General features: G+C 62.4%; 13 protein-coding genes and 1 other RNA gene. 8 read left to right on the top strand and 6 right to left on the bottom strand.

Annotation, left to right across the window (positions count from 1 at the left end; genetic code table 11):
- Positions 1–16 precede the first annotated feature (16 nt).
- From xdhC to xdhA, 3 genes are all read right to left on the bottom strand, one after another.
- On the bottom strand, positions 17–859 hold the full coding sequence (xdhC, locus tag PVZ78_RS16455) for a xanthine dehydrogenase accessory protein XdhC (protein WP_009047917.1): 843 nt from the start codon (positions 857–859) through the stop codon (positions 17–19).
- Between the two features lie 130 nt (positions 860–989).
- Positions 990–3,389, bottom strand: coding sequence for a xanthine dehydrogenase molybdopterin binding subunit (xdhB, locus tag PVZ78_RS16450; protein ID WP_273828957.1), 2,400 nt, complete (start codon positions 3,387–3,389; stop codon positions 990–992).
- Positions 3,382–4,836 carry a xanthine dehydrogenase small subunit gene (xdhA, locus tag PVZ78_RS16445; protein WP_273828956.1) on the bottom strand — a complete coding sequence of 485 codons (1,455 nt, stop codon included), beginning with the start codon at positions 4,834–4,836 and terminating at the stop codon, positions 3,382–3,384. The genes xdhB and xdhA overlap by 8 nt, the downstream gene beginning before the upstream one ends.
- A gap of 268 nt (positions 4,837–5,104) precedes the next feature.
- Here xdhA and PVZ78_RS16440 point away from each other — a divergent pair, with 268 nt between their 5' ends.
- The 5 genes from PVZ78_RS16440 (at position 5,105) to PVZ78_RS16420 (ending at position 14,319) form a co-directional block, all read left to right on the top strand.
- Positions 5,105–5,764, top strand: a complete 660-nt coding sequence (locus PVZ78_RS16440; protein ID WP_053268572.1) for a GntR family transcriptional regulator — start codon at positions 5,105–5,107, stop codon at positions 5,762–5,764.
- Positions 5,765–5,766: 2 nt separating this feature from the next.
- Complete coding sequence (gene smc, locus PVZ78_RS16435; protein WP_053268573.1) at positions 5,767–9,255, top strand: chromosome segregation protein SMC; 3,489 nt, start codon at positions 5,767–5,769, stop codon at positions 9,253–9,255.
- 261 nt (positions 9,256–9,516) lie between these two features.
- Complete coding sequence (gene zipA, locus PVZ78_RS16430) at positions 9,517–10,365, top strand: cell division protein ZipA (protein WP_009047922.1); 849 nt, start codon at positions 9,517–9,519, stop codon at positions 10,363–10,365.
- Positions 10,366–10,493: 128 nt separating this feature from the next.
- Positions 10,494–12,860, top strand: a complete 2,367-nt coding sequence (gene ligA, locus PVZ78_RS16425; protein WP_009047923.1) for an NAD-dependent DNA ligase LigA — start codon at positions 10,494–10,496, stop codon at positions 12,858–12,860.
- A gap of 292 nt (positions 12,861–13,152) precedes the next feature.
- Positions 13,153–14,319: a zinc-binding metallopeptidase family protein gene (locus PVZ78_RS16420; protein WP_273828955.1), complete on the top strand. Its 1,167-nt coding sequence runs from the start codon at positions 13,153–13,155 to the stop codon at positions 14,317–14,319.
- A 112-nt stretch (positions 14,320–14,431) separates the two neighbouring features.
- On the opposite strand, the gene PVZ78_RS16415 is transcribed toward PVZ78_RS16420, so the two are convergent.
- Positions 14,432–14,818 carry a DUF6124 family protein gene (locus PVZ78_RS16415; RefSeq protein WP_038631199.1) on the bottom strand — a complete coding sequence of 129 codons (387 nt, stop codon included), beginning with the start codon at positions 14,816–14,818 and terminating at the stop codon, positions 14,432–14,434.
- 671 nt (positions 14,819–15,489) lie between these two features.
- On the opposite strand from PVZ78_RS16415, the gene ffs reads away from it, so the two are divergent.
- Positions 15,490–15,586: signal recognition particle sRNA small type (gene ffs / locus PVZ78_RS16410), an RNA gene on the top strand.
- A 268-nt stretch (positions 15,587–15,854) separates the two neighbouring features.
- Positions 15,855–16,343 (top strand): OB-fold protein, encoded by a 489-nt coding sequence (locus PVZ78_RS16405; protein WP_051408725.1) that lies wholly within the window; start codon positions 15,855–15,857, stop codon positions 16,341–16,343.
- Between the two features lie 151 nt (positions 16,344–16,494).
- On the opposite strand, the gene PVZ78_RS16400 is transcribed toward PVZ78_RS16405, so the two are convergent.
- Complete coding sequence (locus tag PVZ78_RS16400) at positions 16,495–17,361, bottom strand: LysR family transcriptional regulator (RefSeq protein ID WP_038631201.1); 867 nt, start codon at positions 17,359–17,361, stop codon at positions 16,495–16,497.
- 102 nt (positions 17,362–17,463) lie between these two features.
- Between PVZ78_RS16400 and PVZ78_RS16395 the strand changes: the two genes are divergently transcribed.
- Positions 17,464–18,447: a DMT family transporter gene (locus tag PVZ78_RS16395; RefSeq protein ID WP_273828954.1), complete on the top strand. Its 984-nt coding sequence runs from the start codon at positions 17,464–17,466 to the stop codon at positions 18,445–18,447.
- Here the strand turns inward: PVZ78_RS16395 and PVZ78_RS16390 are convergent.
- Positions 18,381–18,755, bottom strand: coding sequence for a VOC family protein (locus PVZ78_RS16390; RefSeq protein WP_080710511.1), 375 nt, complete (start codon positions 18,753–18,755; stop codon positions 18,381–18,383). The two genes, PVZ78_RS16395 and PVZ78_RS16390, sit on opposite strands and share 67 nt — an antisense overlap.
- Between the last annotated feature and the right edge of the window lie 120 nt (positions 18,756–18,875).

Here is an 18,875-nt window from a genome sequence, read left to right as displayed (position 1 = left end):
CTCGGTTCGTGGCTTTTTAATGGGAGGCATGGCTGCGGCGCGAGGCCGGCAGCAGCTTGGCAATGGGTTCGGCGCGGGCGCTGTGCTGGCCGAAATTGGCGTTATAGGTGGCGATGATTTCGCCGGCGATGGAGATGGCGATTTCCACAGGCAACTTGCCTTTGACCTCGCCCAGCCCCATCGGGCAGCGCATGCGTTGCAGCACGCTGTTGTCGAAGCCGCGCTCGCGCAGGCGGTGTTCGAACTTCACCCGCTTGGTCTTCGAGCCGATCAGGCCGAAGTAGGCGAAGTCGTTGCGCTTGAGAATCGCGGCGGTGAGTTCCAGGTCGAGCTGGTGATTGTGGGTCATGACGATGCAGTAGCTGCCGGCGGGCAGGTCGTCGATTTCATCGACGGGCTCTTCACTGACGATCTTGCGCACGCTCTGGGGGATCTGCTCGGGGAATTCCTGTTCCCGTGAGTCGATCCAGCGCACCTTGCACGGCAGGCTGGCGAGCAGCGGCACCAGGGCGCGGCCGACATGGCCGGCGCCGAAGACCGCGATCTGCGCCTGGACCTGGCCCATGGGTTCGAACAGCAACACGGTCACGCCGCCGCAGCACTGGCCGAGGCTGGCGCCCAGGCTGAAGCGCTCCAGGTGGGTGTCCTGCTTGCCGCTGGCGAGCATCTCGCGGGCGATCTGCATGGCCTTGTATTCCAGGTGGCCACCGCCGATGGTGTCGAAACTCTGGGTGGCGCTGATGACCATTTTCGAGCCGGCATTGCGTGGCGTCGAACCCAGCTCTTCGATGATAGTCACCAGCACGCAGGGTTCACCGCGGGTTTGCAGGTCGGCGAGGGCGCTGATCCAGTTGTACATGTTTCACCTCAACATCGCTGTTGTCTGTTCGGCCATCATCGCGGGCAAGCCTCGCTCCTACAGGTTATGCGTCGTTCGCGTGTCACCTGTTCGTAGGAGCGAGGCCTGCCCGCGATGGGCGCACCTCGGTCTAGAGCGGTGCCAGTTCAGACTCGGCCTCGACGGCCTTGGTCACCTTCAACTGGCGCATCTGCTCGCAGCCCCACAACACCCGCTCCGGCGTGGCCGGCGCGTCGATCCTTGGCTGGTGCCGGTAATCGCCAAGGCTGGCCACGGCGTCCTTGATCGCGCACCAGACAGCGATGCCGAGCATGAACGGCGGCTCGCCCACGGCCTTGGAGTGGAACACCGTGTCTTCCGGGTTCTTGCGGTTTTCCACCAGCTTGACCCGCAGGTCCAGCGGCATGTCGGCCACTGCCGGAATCTTGTAGCTGGCCGGGCCGTTGGTCATCAATTTGCCCTTGGCGTTCCACACCAGCTCTTCCATGGTCAGCCAGCCCATGCCCTGGATAAAGCCGCCTTCCACCTGGCCGATGTCGATGGCCGGGTTCAGCGAGGCGCCGACGTCATGCAGGATGTCGGTGCGCAGCATCTTGTACTCGCCGGTCAGGGTGTCGACTATCACCTCGGCGCAGGCGGCGCCGTAGGCGAAGTAGTAGAACGGCCGGCCACGGGCCTGGGCACGGTCGTAGTAGATTTTCGGAGTCTTGTAGAAGCCGGTGCTGGACAGCGAGACCTGGGCGAAATAGGCCTGCTGGATCAGCTCCTCGAAGCTCAGGATCTGGTCGCGGACCCGCACATGGCCGTTGTGGAATTCCACATCTTCCTCGCTGACCTTGTACTGCCGGGCAGCGAACTCCACCAGGCGTTTCTTGATGGTTTCGGCGGCATTCTGCGCGGCCTTGCCGTTCAGGTCGGCGCCGCTGGAGGCGGCAGTCGGCGAGGTGTTGGGCACCTTGTCGGTGTTGGTTGCGGTGATCTGCACCCGGTCGATTTCCACCTGGAACACTTCGGCCACCACCTGCGCCACCTTGGTGTTCAGGCCCTGGCCCATTTCCGTGCCGCCGTGGTTCAGGTGGATGCTGCCGTCGGTGTAGACATGCACCAGCGCGCCGGCCTGGTTGAGGAAGCTGGCGGTGAAGGAAATGCCGAATTTCACCGGGGTCAGCGCCAGGCCTTTTTTCAGGATCGGGCTGCCTGCGTTGTAGCGGCGGATCGCTTCGCGGCGCTCGGCGTACTGGCTGCTGGCTTCCAGCTCGGCGGTCATTTCTTCGAGCATGTTGTGCTCGACGGTCTGGTAGTAGTGCGTAATGTTGCGTTCGATCTTGCCGTAGTAGTTGGCCTTGCGCACCGCCAGCGGGTCGAGCGCCAGATGGCGGGCGATGGCGTCCATCACTTCCTCGATGGCGACCATGCCTTGCGGGCCGCCGAAACCACGGTAGGCGGTGTTCGACGCGGTGTTGGTCTTGCAGCGATGGCCGTTGATGGTGGCGTCGCCCAGGTAGTACGAGTTGTCGGCGTGGAACATCGCCCGGTCGACGATCGAGGCCGACAGGTCCGGCGAGCAACCGCAGTTGCCGGCCAGCTCCAGCTGGATGCCGTGCAGGCGCCCGGTGCTGTCGAAGCCGACGTCGTACTCGATATAGAAGGGGTGGCGCTTGCCGGTCATCAGCATGTCTTCGACCCGCGGCAGGCGCATCTTGGTCGGCTGGCCGGTGAGGTGCGCGATCACCGCGCACAGGCATGCCGGGCTGGCGGCCTGGGTTTCCTTGCCGCCGAAACCACCGCCCATGCGGCGCATGTCGACCACGATCTTGTTCATCGACACGTCCAGCACCTCGGCCACCAGCTTCTGCACTTCGGTGGGGTTCTGGGTCGAGCAGTAGACGATCATGCCGCCGTCTTCGGTGGGCATCACCGAGGAGATCTGGGTCTCCAGGTAGAAGTGTTCCTGGCCGCCGATGTGCAGGGTGCCCTGCAGGCGATGCTCGGCGCTGGCCAGGGCCTTGGCCGAGTCGCCGCGCTGGTGGGTGTGGCTGTCGAGGACGAAGTGGCGTTTGCGCAGGGCTTCGACCACGTCCAGCACCGGCTCCAGGTCCTCGTATTCGATGACCGCGGCCATGGCCGCCTTGCGCGCGGTTTCCAGGTCGCGGGCGGCCACCGCCAGCACCGGCTGGCCGACGAACTGCACATCGTCGATGGCCAGCAGCGGGTCGCCGGGCAGCAGTGGGCCGATGTCTTTCAGCCCCGGAATGTCCTTGTGGGTGATGACGATACGCACGCCGTCGAAGGTGTAGCAGGGCGCGGTGTCGATGCTGAGGATCTTCGCGTGGGCCCGGTCCGAGAGACGCGCATAGACATGCAGCTGGTTGGGGAATTCCAGCCGGTCATCGATGTACACCGCTTCGCCGGACACATGCTTGACGGCGCTGTCGTGCTTGACGCTGCGCCCGACGCCGGTGGTCAGGTCCTGCTGAAACAGGGCGCTCAGTTCGGCTTGAGTCTTCTCGACGTTGTGATGATTAGACATAAGCGGTCACCCGGGTCTCGATGTGCGGTGTTTGCAGTTCGATGAAGTATTTGCGCAGCAGGTTCTGGGCGCTGAGCAGGCGGTATTCCTTGCTGGCGCGGAAGTCCGAAAGCGGGGTGAAGTCCTCGCCCAGGGCGGCGCAGGCACGTTCGACTGTGGTCTCGTTCCAAGCGGCGCCGAGTAGTGCGGCTTCACAGTGCTTGGCGCGTTTCGGGGTGGCGGCCATGCCGCCGAAGGCCACGCGGGCGTCGGCGATCACGCCGTTTTCGATGCGCAGGTTGAAGGCTGCGCAGACCGCGGAAATATCGTCGTCCAGGCGCTTGGACACCTTGTAGGCGCGGAACAGCTGCTGGGCGCTGGCCCGCGGCACGATGATCTTCTCGATGAACTCGCTTTCCTGGCGCGCAGTGACGCGGTAGTCGATGAAATAGTCTTCCAGGGCCAGGGTGCGGCGGGTGTTGCCTTTGCACAGGACGATCTGCGCGCCCAGGGCGATCAGCAAGGGTGGCGAGTCGCCAATGGGCGAGGCGTTGCCGATGTTGCCGCCCAGGGTGCCCTGATTGCGGATCTGCAGCGAGGCGAAGCGTTGCAGCAGCTCGCCGAAGTCCGGGTACTCGGCCTTGAGGGCGTCGTAGCAATCGGAGAGGGCGGTGGCGGCGCCGATTTCCAGGCGGTCGTCGAAGCGTTCGACGCGTTTCATTTCGGCGACGTTGCCGACGTAGATCATCACCGGCAGCGGGCGGTGGAACTGGGTGACTTCCAGCGCCAGGTCGGTGCCGCCGGCCAGCAGCCGGGCTTGCGGGTAGGCGTCATACAGGTCGGCCAGGTCGGATACGGTCAGCGGTACCAGGCAACGTTTGTCGCCACTGTTCAGCTCGCCGGTGTCGCTGGGGGCGATGGCTTTCAGGCGCGCGATGGTCTCGGCTTCGCGGGCGTCGAACTGGTCAGGCTGCTTGTTGCAACAGGCCTGCTCGGCGGCGGCGAGGATCGGACGGTAGCCGGTGCAGCGGCACAGGTTGCCGGCCAGGGCTTCATGGGCCTTGTGCGAGTCGGGTTGCTCGGAGTTCTTCTGCAGGGCGAACAGTGACATGACGAAGCCCGGCGTGCAGAAGCCGCACTGCGAGCCGTGGCACTCGACCATGGCCTTCTGCACGCTGTGCAACTGGCCCTGGTGCTTGAGGTCTTCGACGCTGATCAGCTGCTTGCCGTGCAACGACGAGACAAAGGTCAGGCACGAGTTGAGGCTGCGATAACGGATGTACTCCGCGCCCGTGTCATCGGTGTGCAATTCGCCGACCACCACGGTGCAGGCGCCACAGTCGCCACTGGCGCAGCCTTCTTTGGTGCCGGGCTTGCCCAGGTGCTCGCGCAGATAGTTGAGCACCGTCAGATTCGGGTCCAGGCTGTGCTCGCTACGGAGTTCCTGGTTGAGTAAAAACTGGATCACGGAAGGCCTCGCAGACTCATTATTATTGGTAACCGATGTGGGCCGAATTTAGTCATGTCTGACTTTTCGGTCAATTAATTTCTGACCTAAGGGTCAAGAAATTGCTTTTTGCCGATCAACAAGCGCTTTCAAACAGTATTGACCCTCCCGGGCCGCAGTGCTTTTTGCTTATTCCGTGCCAAATTCAGGCCCTTGGGCACTCCGCCATGAGGTAGCAATTGCGCTACACTGCGCCGCTTGTACCGATCTAAGAGTTTGAAGGAAAACCATGACGTTCAAGGCGCCGGACAGCCTCGCCGAGCAAATCGCTCACCACCTCGCCGAACGCATCATTCGCGGCGAGCTCAAGCCTGGGGAGCGCATTCAGGAACAGAAGGTCACGCTGGCCCTCAACGTCAGCCGCGGCTCGGTCCGCGAGGCCCTGCTGATCCTCGAACGCCGTCACCTGATCGCCATCCTGCCGCGTCGTGGCGCCCATGTGACCGAACTCACCCCGCACAAGGTGCAGAGCCTGTGCACCCTGATGAGCGAGCTGTACATCCTGCTGGGCAACTCGGTGGCCAGCGGCTGGGAACTGCAAGCCGACATGGCGCCATTCCTGCAGATCCAGCAACGGCTGATCGCCGCCTACGAGCGCCAGGATATTCGCAGCTTCGTCGAAGACAGCTTCAACGTGATGCGCGCCGCTTACCCATTCGCCAACAACCCGTACCTGCAGGAAACCGTCGAGAACCTGCAGCCGGCGATGAGCCGTGCCTATTTCCTGGCCCTGGAGCAGCGCAAGGCGGAAATGAGCGAATTCCTCGACCTGTTCGAGCAACTGCTGGCCGCTGTGCTGGCCCGTGACCTGTCGACCATCCGCCTGGTGTTGACGGCCTATGCCCGGCGCAGTTGCGACCTGGTAGTCGCCGCCTTGACGGTTGCCTGAGCGTGCGGCTCAAGTGCATCAAGCTGGCGGGGTTCAAATCCTTCGTCGACCCGACCACGGTGAACTTCCCCAGTAACATGGCGGCGGTGGTCGGGCCCAATGGGTGCGGCAAGTCGAACATCATCGACGCCGTGCGCTGGGTAATGGGCGAGAGCTCGGCCAAGAACCTGCGCGGCGAGTCGATGACCGACGTCATCTTCAACGGTTCCACCAGCCGCAAGCCGGTGAGCCAGGCCAGCATCGAGCTGGTCTTCGACAACTCCGACGGCACCCTGGTCGGCGAGTACGCGGCCTACGCGGAAATCTCCATCCGCCGCAAGGTCACCCGCGACAGTCAGAACAGCTATTTCCTCAACGGCGCCAAGTGCCGCCGTCGCGACATTACCGATATTTTCCTCGGCACCGGCCTGGGGCCACGCAGCTACTCGATCATCGAGCAGGGCATGATCTCCAAGCTGATCGAAGCCAAGCCGGAAGACCTGCGCAACTTCATCGAAGAAGCGGCGGGGATTTCCAAGTACAAGGAGCGTCGCCGGGAAACCGAAAACCGCATCCGCCGTACCCACGAAAACCTGGCGCGCCTGACCGACCTGCGCGAAGAGCTGGAGCGCCAGCTCGAACGCCTGCACCGCCAGGCCCAGGCGGCCGAGAAGTACCAGGAATACAAAGCCGAGGAGCGTCAGCTCAAGGCCCAGCTGTCGGCGTTGCGCTGGCAGGAGCTTAACGAGCAGGTCGGCCAGCGCGAATCGATCATCGGCAACCAGGAAGTCGGCTTTGAAGCCCTGGTGGCGGAACAACGCAATGCCGACGCCGCCATCGAGCGCCTGCGCGACGGTCACCATGAGCTGTCCGAGCGCTTCAATCTGGTGCAGGGGCGCTTCTATTCGGTCGGCGGCGATATCGCTCGGGTCGAGCAGAGCATCCAGCACGGTCAGCAGCGTCTGCGCCAGTTGCAGGACGACTTGCGCGAGGCCGAGCGTGCACGCCAGGAGACCGAATCCCACCTGGGTCACGACCGCACCTTGCTCGCCACCCTCGGTGAAGAGCTGGAAATGCTCGAGCCCGAGCAGGAAGTCACCAGCGCCGCCGCCGAAGAGGCTGCCGCGGCCCTGGAAGAAGCCGAAGCCACCATGCACGGCTGGCAGGAGCAGTGGGACGCATTCAACCTCAAGTCCGCCGAGCCGCGGCGCCAGGCCGAGGTGCAGCAGTCGCGTATCCAGCAGCTCGAAGGCAGCATGGAGCGTCTGGGCGAGCGCCAGCGGCGTCTGGTGGAGGAGCGCGCGTTGCTCGCCGCCGATCCGGAAGACGCGGCAATCCTCGAACTCAATGAACAACTCGCGGCGAGCGAGGCGACCCTGGAAGATTTGCAGGCCAGCGAAGACGGTCAGGTCGAGCGCCTGGAGCAACTGCGCCAGGAGCTGCATCAGGCGACCCAGGCCCAGCAGCAGGCCCAGGGCGAATTGCAACGTCTCAATGGTCGCCTGGCCTCGCTGGAGGCTTTGCAGCAGGCAGCGCTCAATCCGGGGACTGGCACGGCGCAATGGCTACAGGAGCAACAGCTGGCCGAGCGTCCGCGTTTGGCCGAAGGCTTGAAGGTTGAGGCCGGTTGGGAACTGGCGGTGGAAACCGTGCTCGGCGCCGACCTGCAAGCGGTGTTGGTCGACGACTTTGCCGGCTTTGACCTGGCCGGGTTCGAGCAGGGCGATCTGCGCCTGCTCCAGCTGGCGGGCGAGGGCGCGCGGATACCCGGCAGCCTGCTGGACAAGGTCGATGCCCAGGTCGACCTGGCGCCCTGGCTGGGTCAGGTCAAACCGGTGGAAAACCTTGAACAGGCTCTTGCCCTGCGTGGCCAGTTGGCGGCCGGCGAGAGCCTGATCAGCCGCGACGGTTTCTGGGTCGGCCGGCATTTCCTGCGAGTGCGCCGCGCCAGCGAAGCGGAAAGCGGCATGCTCGCGCGCAACCAGGAAATCGAGCAGTTGAGCCAAGAGCGCGACGAGCGCGAAGCCAGCGTGGAAGACCTGGAAACCCACTTGCAGAACCTGCGTGCGCAACAGCGCCAGCAGGAGAACGGTCGCGAACACCTGCGCCGCCTGCTGCAGGACGAAGCCCGTCAGCAGGGTGAATTGAAAGCCAAGCTTTCCGCCGGCAAGGCCAAGGCCGAACAGCTGGCCCTGCGCCGTACCCGTCTGGATGAAGAAGTGGCGGAGCTGGGCGAGCAGCGCGCCGTGGAGCACGAGCAGGTGGGCGAAGCCCGTCTGCAGCTGCAGGAAGCCCTCGACAGCATGGCCCTGGACACCGAGCAGCGCGAATTGCTGCTGGCCCAGCGCGACAGTTTGCGTGAGCGCCTGGACCGGGTGCGCCAGGAGGCTCGCCAGCACAAGGATCACGCTCACCAACTGGCGGTACGCCTGGGTTCGCTCAAGGCCCAGCACGATTCCACCCGCCAGGCCCTGGAACGCCTGGAGCTGCAATCGGAGCGCCTGACGGAGAAGCGCGAACAGCTCAGCCTGAACCTGGAGGAGGGCGCCGCACCGCTGGAAGAGCTGCGCCTGAAGCTCGAGGAGTTGCTGGAAAAACGCATGACCGTCGACGTCGAACTCAAGAGCGCGCAGATCGCCATGGAGGATGCCGACCGCGAATTGCGCGACGCGGAAAAACGCCGGACCCAGGCCGAGCAGCAATCGCAATTGATCCGTGGCCAGCTCGAACAGCAGCGCATGGAATGGCAGGCCCTGAGCGTGCGCCGCAAGACCTTGCAGGACCAGTTGCTGGAAGACGGCTACGACTTGCAGGGCGTGCTCGCCACGCTGACCGAACAGGCCAGCGAGAAAGAGGCCGAGGAAGAGCTCGAGCGGATTGCCGCGCGTATCCAGCGCCTGGGGGCGATCAACCTCGCGGCCATCGATGAGTACCAGCAGCAGTCCGAGCGCAAGCGTTATCTGGACGCCCAGGACGCCGATCTGGTGGAAGCCCTGGAAACCCTGGAAAACGTGATTCGCAAGATCGACAAGGAAACCCGTAATCGTTTCAAGGATACCTTTGATCAGATTAACGGCGGTTTACAGGCACTCTTTCCAAAAGTTTTCGGTGGCGGCAGCGCTTATTTGGAACTGACGGGCGAAGATCTACTCGATACAGGGGTAACGATCATGGCGCGTCCGCCAGGGAAGAAGAACAGCACCATTCATTTGTTGTCCGGTGGTGAGAAAGCATTGACGGCCCTGGCGCTGGTATTTGCCATCTTCAAGTTGAACCCGGCGCCGTTCTGCATGCTCGACGAAGTTGACGCTCCGCTGGATGACGCTAACGTTGGACGCTACGCAAGGCTGGTTAAAGAGATGTCGCAGACGGTGCAGTTCATCTATATCACCCACAACAAGATCGCCATGGAAATGGCCGATCAATTGATGGGCGTGACGATGCACGAGCCCGGCTGTTCACGCCTGGTAGCCGTGGATGTCGAGGAGGCGATGGCGATGGTGGACGCCTGATATCCGGGCGACCAAAGCCGGTATGTAAGTGACAAGTAAGAGTTTTTTACCTGCGCCGAGTACAGGCTGATCGACATATTGAATGAAGCCGTTGCGACAGACGGTGTAAAGTTGTCTTTGGTCGTGCTAGTTTAATGTCAATTTTTCCTATACGTGGGCAAAAGGCCAGTCAGAACATAGAGTTGGCGCCACGTTTTAAAGCGGTTTGCAGTTTGCTAAACCTCTTATTTTTCAGCATTTTTCATAGAGGCACGGGATTACATGGAAATCGGTCTGCGCGAGTGGCTGATCGTCATCGGCATCATTGTCATTGCCGGTATTCTTTTTGATGGCTGGCGCCGTATGCGCGGCGGCAAGGGGAAGTTGAAATTCCGTCTGGATCGTAGCCTGTCCAACCTGCCGGACGATGACAGCAGTGCCGAACTGCTGGGCCCGCCCCGCGTGCTGGATACCCATAAGGAACCGCAACTCGATGAGCACGACCTGCCGTCGATGAGCGCGCCGGCGCGCGAACCGCGCGAGTCTGGTTCCAAGCGTGGCAAGCGTGGCAGCGAGCCACAGCAGGGCGACCTGAACCTCAACCTGGACCTGGACGGCGGCCCGAGCTTCAGCAGCCGTGACGACGACTTCCCGGATGAAACCAAGGCTTCCGGCTACGCCGACAAGGACCAGCCGCAAGCCGAAGAAGTGCTGGTGATCAGCGTGATCTGCCGTGATGCCGGCGGCTTCAAGGGGCCGGCGCTGTTGCAGAACATCCTGGAAAGCGGCCTGCGCTTTGGCGAGATGGATATTTTCCACCGTCACGAAAGCATGGCTGGCAATGGCGAAGTACTGTTCTCCATGGCCAACGCGGTCAAGCCAGGCGTGTTCGACCTGGACGACATCGACCACTTCAGCACTCCGGCCGTGAGCTTCTTCCTCGGCCTGCCAGGCCCGCGTCATCCGAAGCAGGCTTTCGACGTGATGGTGGCTGCGGCGCGCAAGCTGTCCCAGGAACTGAACGGCGAACTGAAGGACGACCAGCGCAGCGTACTGACCGCCCAGACCATCGAACACTACCGTCAGCGCATCGTCGAATTCGAGCGTCGCGCCCTGACCCAGAAGCGCTGAGCGCTTCGCGAGCCAGCCGCTCCGGCATAACCCTTGGCCTGCCGGAGCAGGCTCGCGACAGGGTCGCAAGACCCTCCAGACAAATATTGAGCAGCCTAGGCTGCTCTTTTGCTTTTTGAGAGAACACCATGACCGCCGTCGAAACCCGCATTCTTGAGCTGCGCGCTGAGCTGGATCAGCACAACTACCGCTACCACGTCCTCGACGAGCCGAGCATTCCCGACGCCGAATACGATCGCCTGTTCCACGAACTCAAGGCGCTGGAAGCCGAGCACCCGGAGCTGGTCAGCAGTGATTCGCCGACCCAGCGCGTGGGTAGCGCGGCGCTCTCGGCCTTCACTCAGGTGCGCCACGAAATCCCCATGCTCAGCCTGGGCAACGCCTTCGAAGAAACCGACATGCGTGAGTTCGATCGTCGGGTGACCGAGGGGCTCGACCTGCCGGTGGGCGATCTGTTCGGTGGCGGGGCGGCGGTGGAATACAGCTGCGAGCCGAAGCTCGATGGCCTGGCGGTCAGCCTGCTGTATCTGGACGGTGTGCTGGTGCGCGGCGCGACCCGCGGCGACGGCACCACCGGCGAAGACATCAGCGTCAACGTGCGCACCGTGCGCAACATTCCGCTGAAGCTGCACGGCAGCGGCTGGCCGGCGACCCTCGAGGTGCGCGGCGAGGTCTACATGTCCAAGGCCGGTTTCGAGCGGCTGAATGCCGCGCAGCTGGAAGTGGGTGGCAAGACCTTCGCCAACCCGCGTAACGCCGCGGCCGGCAGCTTGCGCCAGCTGGATTCGAAGATCACCGCCAGCCGTCCGCTGGAATTCTGCTGCTACGGGATCGGCCAGGTCACTGCGGATATCGCCGACACCCATATCGGCAATCTGGAGCAGCTCAAGCACTGGGGCATGCCTGTCAGTCGCGAGCTGAAGCTGGCCAAGGGCATCGACGAATGCCTGGATTACTACCGCGATATCGGCGAGCGCCGCAATGGCTTGCCCTATGAAATCGACGGCGTGGTGTTCAAGGTCAACAGCATTGCCTCGCAGCGCGAACTGGGCTTCCGGGCGCGGGAGCCGCGCTGGGCAATCGCCCACAAGTTCCCGGCGATGGAAGAGCTGACCGAGCTGCTGGACGTGGAATTCCAGGTCGGCCGTACCGGCGCGGTAACCCCGGTGGCGCGCCTGAGGCCGGTCAAGGTGGCGGGTGTCACCGTCTCCAACGCGACCCTGCACAACATGGACGAAGTGGCGCGCCTGGGCCTGATGATCGGCGACACCGTGATCATCCGCCGCGCCGGCGATGTGATTCCGCAAGTGGTGCAGGTGGTCACCGAGCGCCGTCCGGAAAACGCACGCCAGGTGCATATCCCAGAAACTTGTCCGGTGTGCGGTTCTCACGTCGAGCGCACGCAACTGATCAAGCGCAGCAAGGGCAAGGAAACCATCAGCGAGGGCGCGGTGTACCGCTGCGTCGGTCGCCTGGCCTGTGGTGCGCAGCTCAAGCAGGCGATCATCCACTTCGTTTCCCGTCGGGCGATGGATATCGAAGGGCTGGGCGACAAGACCATCGAACAGCTGGTGGACGAAAAACTCATCGGCTCACCGGCCGACCTCTACAAGCTCAAGTACGAGCAGATCATCGACCTGGAAGGCTTCGCCGAGGTCTCCAGCAACAAGCTGCTCAAGGCCATCGAAGACAGCAAGAAGCCGGGCCTGGCGCGCTTCATCTATGCCCTGGGCATTCCCGATGTGGGCGAGGAGACGGCCAAGGTCCTGGCGCGCTCCCTGGCCTCCCTGGAGCGCGTGCAGCAGGCCTTGCCGGAAGTGCTGACCTACCTGCCGGATATCGGCCTGGAAGTGGCTCACGAGATTCACAGCTTCTTCGAGGACAGCCATAACCGGCAGGTCATCGGTGCCTTGCTCGATCCGCAGCAGTGCGGGCTGCAGTTGCAGGATCAGGGTGACCTGGGCGCCGAGTTCGCTGCCAGCACCACCCTGGGTGGCATGCTCGACAAGCTGAACATTCCATCGGTGGGGCCGGGTGCGGCGCAGAAGCTGGCGGACAAGTTCGGGACCCTCGAGGGTGTGGTCAAGGCGGACTGGCTGGACATGCGCCAGACCCTGCCGGAGAAGCAGGCCAAGGCCGTGCGCGAGTTCTTCGATATCGCCGAGAACGCCACACGGGCGCTGGCCATCGAGGCGCAGTTGCAAGCCTTCGGCATGCACTGGCAGAGCGAGAAGAAGGTGGTGGAAGGGCTGCCGCTGGCTGGCCAGACCTGGGTGCTCACCGGCTCGCTGGAGCTGATGAGCCGCGACGTGGCCAAGGACAAGCTGGAAAGCCTGGGCGCCAAGGTTGCCGGTTCCGTTTCGGCCAAGACCCATTGTGTGGTGGCCGGTCCTGGCGCCGGCTCGAAGCTGGCCAAGGCCAACGAGTTGGGCCTCAAGGTGCTGGATGAAGAGGCCTTCGTGGCCTTCCTCGGCCAGCACGGCATCTCGGCATAACCCTGTAGCCGCTGCCGCAGGCTGCGATCGACCGCGCAGCGGGCGTTGCTTTGTCGGGCGCCGGAAGGTCCTGCGGACCTTATCGCAGCCTGCGGCAGCGGCTACATGGAATCGCGTTTCCTTGTAGGAGCGAGCTTGCTCGCGAAAAAATCTCCAGGCTTGCACGCGATGCGATATGGAAATCGTTTCGCGAGCAAGCTCGCTCCTACAGAAAAGCGGATCGCCAGCAAGGTGATGGAACAATAGTCCCGTTCCCATGATCTAGTCTTGGCAAGCCCAGGGAGAGATCGCCATGTACCGCTTTTTCGAACAGCTCAGTTCCCGTATCGCCGCGCCCTTTGTCCGTGAGAACAGCCGCAACAGCAAGGTCTGGTTGTGCCGCTGCGGGCAGTCGCTGTTCTTTCGCAACAGTCAGTGCCTGGCCTGTTCGGCGGCCCTGGGTTATCAACCGGAACAGAGTCGCCTGTCGTCGCTGCAGCCAGGGCCGGAGGTCGATACCTGGCTGCTGGACGTCGACCCGCAAGCGGGGCTGTTCCGGCGCTGCGCCAACCTCGATACCCCGGCGGCCTGTAGCTGGCTGCTGCCGGCTTATGGCGCCGGCACCTTGTGCATGGCGTGCCGGTTGAACCGGACCATTCCCGATCTTGGCGTGGTGGAAAACCCCGAGCGCTGGCGCAAGGTGGAAATCGCCAAGCGCCGCCTGGTGGCGCAACTGATGAGCCTGGGGTTGCCGCTGATCGCCAAGAGCGAGGATGAAGAGGCTGGCCTGGCTTTCGATTTCCTCGGTGTCGATCGGCAGGGCAAGGCGCCCATGACCGGCCACGCCAACGGTCTGATCACCCTCGACATCAAGGAAGCCGATGACGCCTATCGCGAGCAGGTGCGGGTACAGATGCGCGAACCCTATCGCACCTTGCTCGGCCACTTCCGGCATGAGGTGGGGCATTACTACTGGGACCGCCTGATCGCCAACAGCCATTGGCTGGAACCCTGTCGCGCGCTGTTCGGCGACGAGCGCGCGAGCTACGCCGAAGCCCTGGACCGGCATTATCAACAGGGTGCGCCCAACGATTGGTCGCAGGCCTACGTCAGCGCCTACGCCACCATGCACCCCTGGGAAGACTGGGCGGAAACCTGGGCCCACTACCTGCACATGATGGACGCGGTGGACACCGCGCTGGGCTTCGGCATGAGCGCCCGGGAAATGGACTTCGACTACCAGCCGTTTCCGCTGGACACCCTGTATGACCCACAGCATCCCGGCGGCCCGGCGTTCCTCTCTTTCGTCAACGCCTGGATCGAACTGGCGGGCATGCTCAACGAATTGTCACGCAGCATGGGTCAGCCCGACTTCTATCCCTTCATCCTGCCGCCCGCGGTGATCGCCAAGCTGCACTTCATCCACCTGGTGATCCAGCAAGCTGGCGGCAAGGCCGACGAAGTGCTCGAACAGGCCTGAACCCACCACTTGCCTCTGCAGGAGCGAAGCTTGCTCGCGATGCAGGCGACTCGGTCCGGCAGAAGGCCGCGGCGATGCTGTCGCGAGCAAGCTTCGCTCCTACCAAGGGCGGTTAGCGAGCTGTGCGCACGCCATCGAGCAGGGCATCGACCACTGCGCGAGCCATCTCCACGGAATGCACCATGGACCAGATCAGCCCGCGTTCGATGCCGCTGCCTTGTTCGGTGATTTCATCCGAGACTTCTTCGGCGCATTTGAGCAGCAGTGAAACATGCATCAAGGCTTCTTCGGCATTCACCCCGGCCTGTACCGCGAACAGTGGGCGCTGCTGGGCGTCGCGCAGGCCGAACGGCTGGCTGCGGGTTTCTTTGAGTTGTGTGAGCAGCGGTTGCTGCTGGTCGTTGAGCGACAGGAGCAGGGAGATATTCGCCGCATCCAGTTCAGGATCGCGTAGTCGGCGCGGGGGAGTGAGTGGCGGATCGGGAACGAGCTTTTTCATGTGGGTACCTACGACTCTCTGAAAGATGAAAGCCGCCAGTCTCGCTTCCACACGAGAGGGTGGCAGCCATGCGTGGGTGTGGAAGACCGGGGAGTCCTTGGTACCCAAAGCCCGGCGCACCCGAAGGTGCCCCACGCATGGTCGCCATAACACGGATCTGCGGACGCAAAACGTCAGCAGTCGCTGTTGAGCGCTGTACCAATGACTTTTCCAGACTTCCACATCCGGGTCGTTGAAACTGCAACGACCCCCGCAGACTGCCCGATCAAATTCAGGGGTACAACCCGCCCAAAGGCGTTCCAGAGTTTCTAGGAAACCCCTTACAAAACAAAGCGAAAAATCGACTGCCAGCTCGCCGCAAAACTGCCATTCCACTCATGCGCGGTCCCCTGTAGCCGCTGCCGCAGGCTGCGATCGACTGCGAAGCAGTCGCCAGCCATTTGCCGAGCTGCAACCGAAACATCGTGTCATCCGCGATTACGGCCGCTGCGCGACCGAACGCAGCCTGCGGCAGCGGCTACAGAAATCGACGAGCGGGCGGGGGAGAGGGGTAATGATCCAAGTACTTGAAGCCGTTCAGATTTTTTAATCTTTACAGAGCGGTTGTAACTTCGCCGCAGATAGGTACAATGGCGCGGCTCGCCGTCAGGTGAGCGTCGTTATGGTGACCCCATTGGTCCCCTCGCAACGATCAGCCGTGAACCCGGTCAGGCCTGGAAGGGAGCAGCCGCAGCGGTGACATTGTGTGCCGGGGTGTGGCTGGTGGGGTTGCCTCCATAACGCCCAAGCGATTCATAGTCGCCCCTCTGTTTATGCCCCTCTTCAGTTCTTTCTGTAGCAACGCACGATATTGATGATCTGCGCTGACTCTCCGTTCTGATATTTTTTACTCCTTCATTGCCTGTTAAACCTTTAATGGCCCTTTGCCTTGCTTCCCTTCCTGCTATTGGGGAGAATCCTCGCCGCTTTGATACGCAATTTGTGTCATGGCATGGATGTTGTTACGGAAGTTATTCAAAAGGGTAGGGAGAAGGGCGTGAAGAAATTATTTAAGTGGGTAGGTATCATCTTTGGTTGCCTGGTGGTTATCGGGATGGTTTCCAACGCAATGAAGTCTCCTGAGCAAAAGCAAGCCGAAGCTGCGGCGCTTGAGCAGCAGCGTGTAGAGCAGGCTGCAGCTGAAAAGGCTAAGGTAGTCGCTGAATTGGCGGCGATGCCTGTCGTAACTGCCTCTGCTATTGCCTCGGCTTATGATGCAAACACGGTCGCGGCTGACCAGCAGTTCAAGGGTAAGAAGTTCAAGGTGTCGGGCACTGTTGCAGATATCAACACCAACTTCATGGGGCAGCCTTATGTAACGTTGCGCGGTGGTGTGAATCAGTTCATGGAGCCGCAATTTGCCTTTGAAAAGTCTGATGCTGAGCAGTTGGTCAGTCTCAAAAAAGGTTCGAAGGTTACCTTGCTTTGCACAGGTAAAGGCGATGTGGCGAAAGTTCCGATGTCGGATTCTTGCTCGCTGCTCTGATTTATTTAACAGGCTCCATAAGAAGGGGTTCATTAAAAATGAACCCTTTTTTGCATTCGGCCTTTGCTCATTCTGTATTTGACGGAAAAGCGTCAGCCGACGTTTATCCAGGTCAACATTACAAGGTGTATTCAAAGGCCAGTCGCTCGTTTCATTTCCCCAATCGTTCCTGCAACAACTGCGCAAACGCGTCCCGTGCGGTGTGGCGTTCTATTTCCTTGTTCCAGACAAAACGAATGTCGATCGGCTGCAGGTCGGCGAAGCGGTGGCGCGTCAGGCCCGCGGACAGGGTGTAGCGCTCGAGCACGCCTTCCGGGGCCAGGGTCATGCCGGCACCGGCGCTGACACAGTCGATGATGGTGCCCCAGCTGGCATAGCCGATGATGGTCGCGGTCACGTCGTGGGCGTTCAGCCAATGCTCCAGGGCGCGGCGGTAAGGGCAGCCGCCGGGCCACATGAACAGGGTCTGGTCTTGCAGGTCGCGCGGGCTTAGTACAGGTGCCGCATCGGCGCTGGCGACCAGCACCAGGGGCTCGCTGTAGAGGGCGGTGCGCTCCAGCTTTGGCTGGGGCGTGTCGACCGCAACCAATGCGCCGTCGATCCGGTGGTGTTGCAGCTCTTCGAACAACTGCGACCAGGTACCGGTTACCAGCTCCAGAGTGACCTGGGGAAAGCGCTGATGGAACTCCGCCAGCAGCGGCGGCAGGCGTCCGCCGGCACAGGACTCGATGGCGCCGATGCGCAGGATGCCGCTGGGTTCGGCCTGGCGATCGACGGCGCGTTTGGCTTCATCCACCAAGGCCAGGATGCGCTCGCTGTAACCCAGAAAGATTTCCCCATCCGGACTGATTTTCAGCCCGCGGCCCGCGCGGATAAACAGACTGGTGCCCAGCTCGCCTTCCAGTTGCTTGAGGCGGTTGGTGATGTTGGAGGGCACGCAATGCAGTTGTTCGGCCGCCCGGGCAATGCTGCCGGTACGGGCGACTGCTTTCACCATCTTCAGCTGGCTCAGTTCCATTGCTCATTTCCAGTGAGGTCTGGTCTCAGTATCCGTTAATTGTGGTGAGTTGTGGCGGGCGGGAGACTGAAGGCCTTCCTTGTGCTACCGAGTGCCTGTGTCTTGAGCATCTCCCCTGCGTTGAAACTGGTCCTGGCGACCGCCGCGGTCATTCTGTGTTGGGCTTATTCCCCGGTGGGTATCCATATCGGCCTGGAGGGTTACGAGCCTGGCCATCTGGCGTTGCTGCGCTTTCTGATTGCCTCACTGTTCATGGGCGCCATTGCCCTGGTGAAAAGAATCACCTTGCCACGCTGGCGTGATCTGCCCTGGTTGCTGGTGCTGGGCTTTTTCGCCATCACCCTGCATCACGTCAGCCTCAACTATGGCCAGCAGGGTTTGAGCGCGGGGGCGTCCAGTGTGCTGGCGCAGTCGGCGCCGATCTTCAGCACCCTGATTGCGTTTTTCTGGTTGAGGGAGCCAGTCAGCGGTTGGCGCTGGGGCTGTGTCGGGCTGGGGTTGCTCGGCGCGGTCGTGGTGGTCTGGGGCGACCAGGGCGTGGCGTCGATCAAGCCTCAGGGATTGCTCGTACTGCTGGCGGCCTTCTCCTGGGGGTTGTACTTCGTGTTGCAGCGGCGTTATTCGGGGCGTTACGACCTGCTGACCACCGTCTGCTACATGGTCTGGGCCGGCACCTTGCTGTTGAGCCTGTATTGGCCGGGGCTGGCGGTCGCGGTGGTCCAGGCACCGTGGCGGGTGAACCTGGCGGTGTTGCTGCTGGGGTTGTTTCCCAGTGCGCTGGCTTACCTGGCGTGGGCCTATGTGCTGGCGCGGGTCGAGGTCAGCCGCGCGTCCATCGCCATGTACCTGATACCGCCAATCGCCATGCTGCTGGCAGCGCTGGTCCTGCATGAGCGAGTGCATGGCGCGGTGGTCGTGGGGGCGGCGATCGTCCTCGGCAGCGTGATGGCGATGCAGTTGGAGGGGCGTTGGTCGCGGCGTCGCTCGGTACTGCCGGAGGCTATCGCCGCGACTCCCGTTCACTCCAGGGTCGGGCAGAACACCCTGAGTCGATGTCCGTCCGGGTCCAGGGCGACGAAGGTGTAGCCGAAGTCCAGGGCGGTCGGATCCTGGGCGATGCTCACGCCGGATTCGGCCCATTGGCTGTGCAGTCGGTCGACGGTCTGGTTGTCGGCCACCCCTAAGGCCAATTCGCCGCCGCCACCGGCGACCTGGGTGGCTGGCTCGACATCCTGCCTGGACCAGAGGCCGAGCTTGAGCCCCGAATCGAGGATGAACAGGGCGAAGGTCGGCGACAGCTCGACCGGCGGCCTGTCCAGCAGGCGGCTGTAGAAATTGGCGCTGGTGGCGGGGCTGTCGACGTATAGCAGAAGGTAAGTGCTGGTAGCGATCATCCGGACTCCTGGAAAGGTTGGGCTGCGCACGCCAGCTTAAGGGGCGCCGTTGTCAGTTCCTGTCAGGAGTCATCTGGGGGAAATAAAAAGGAGGCAGGCTATCGGCTTCGATAGGGCTGC

Origin of the sequence: Pseudomonas sp. SBT1-2, from assembly GCF_028640875.1 — a bacterium.
In the GTDB taxonomy this organism is placed as follows: Bacteria; Pseudomonadota; Gammaproteobacteria; order Pseudomonadales; family Pseudomonadaceae; genus Aquipseudomonas; species Aquipseudomonas chlororaphis_I.
The sequence above is the reverse complement of the archived record's forward strand: the minus strand, read 5'-3'. Positions and strand labels throughout refer to the sequence as shown.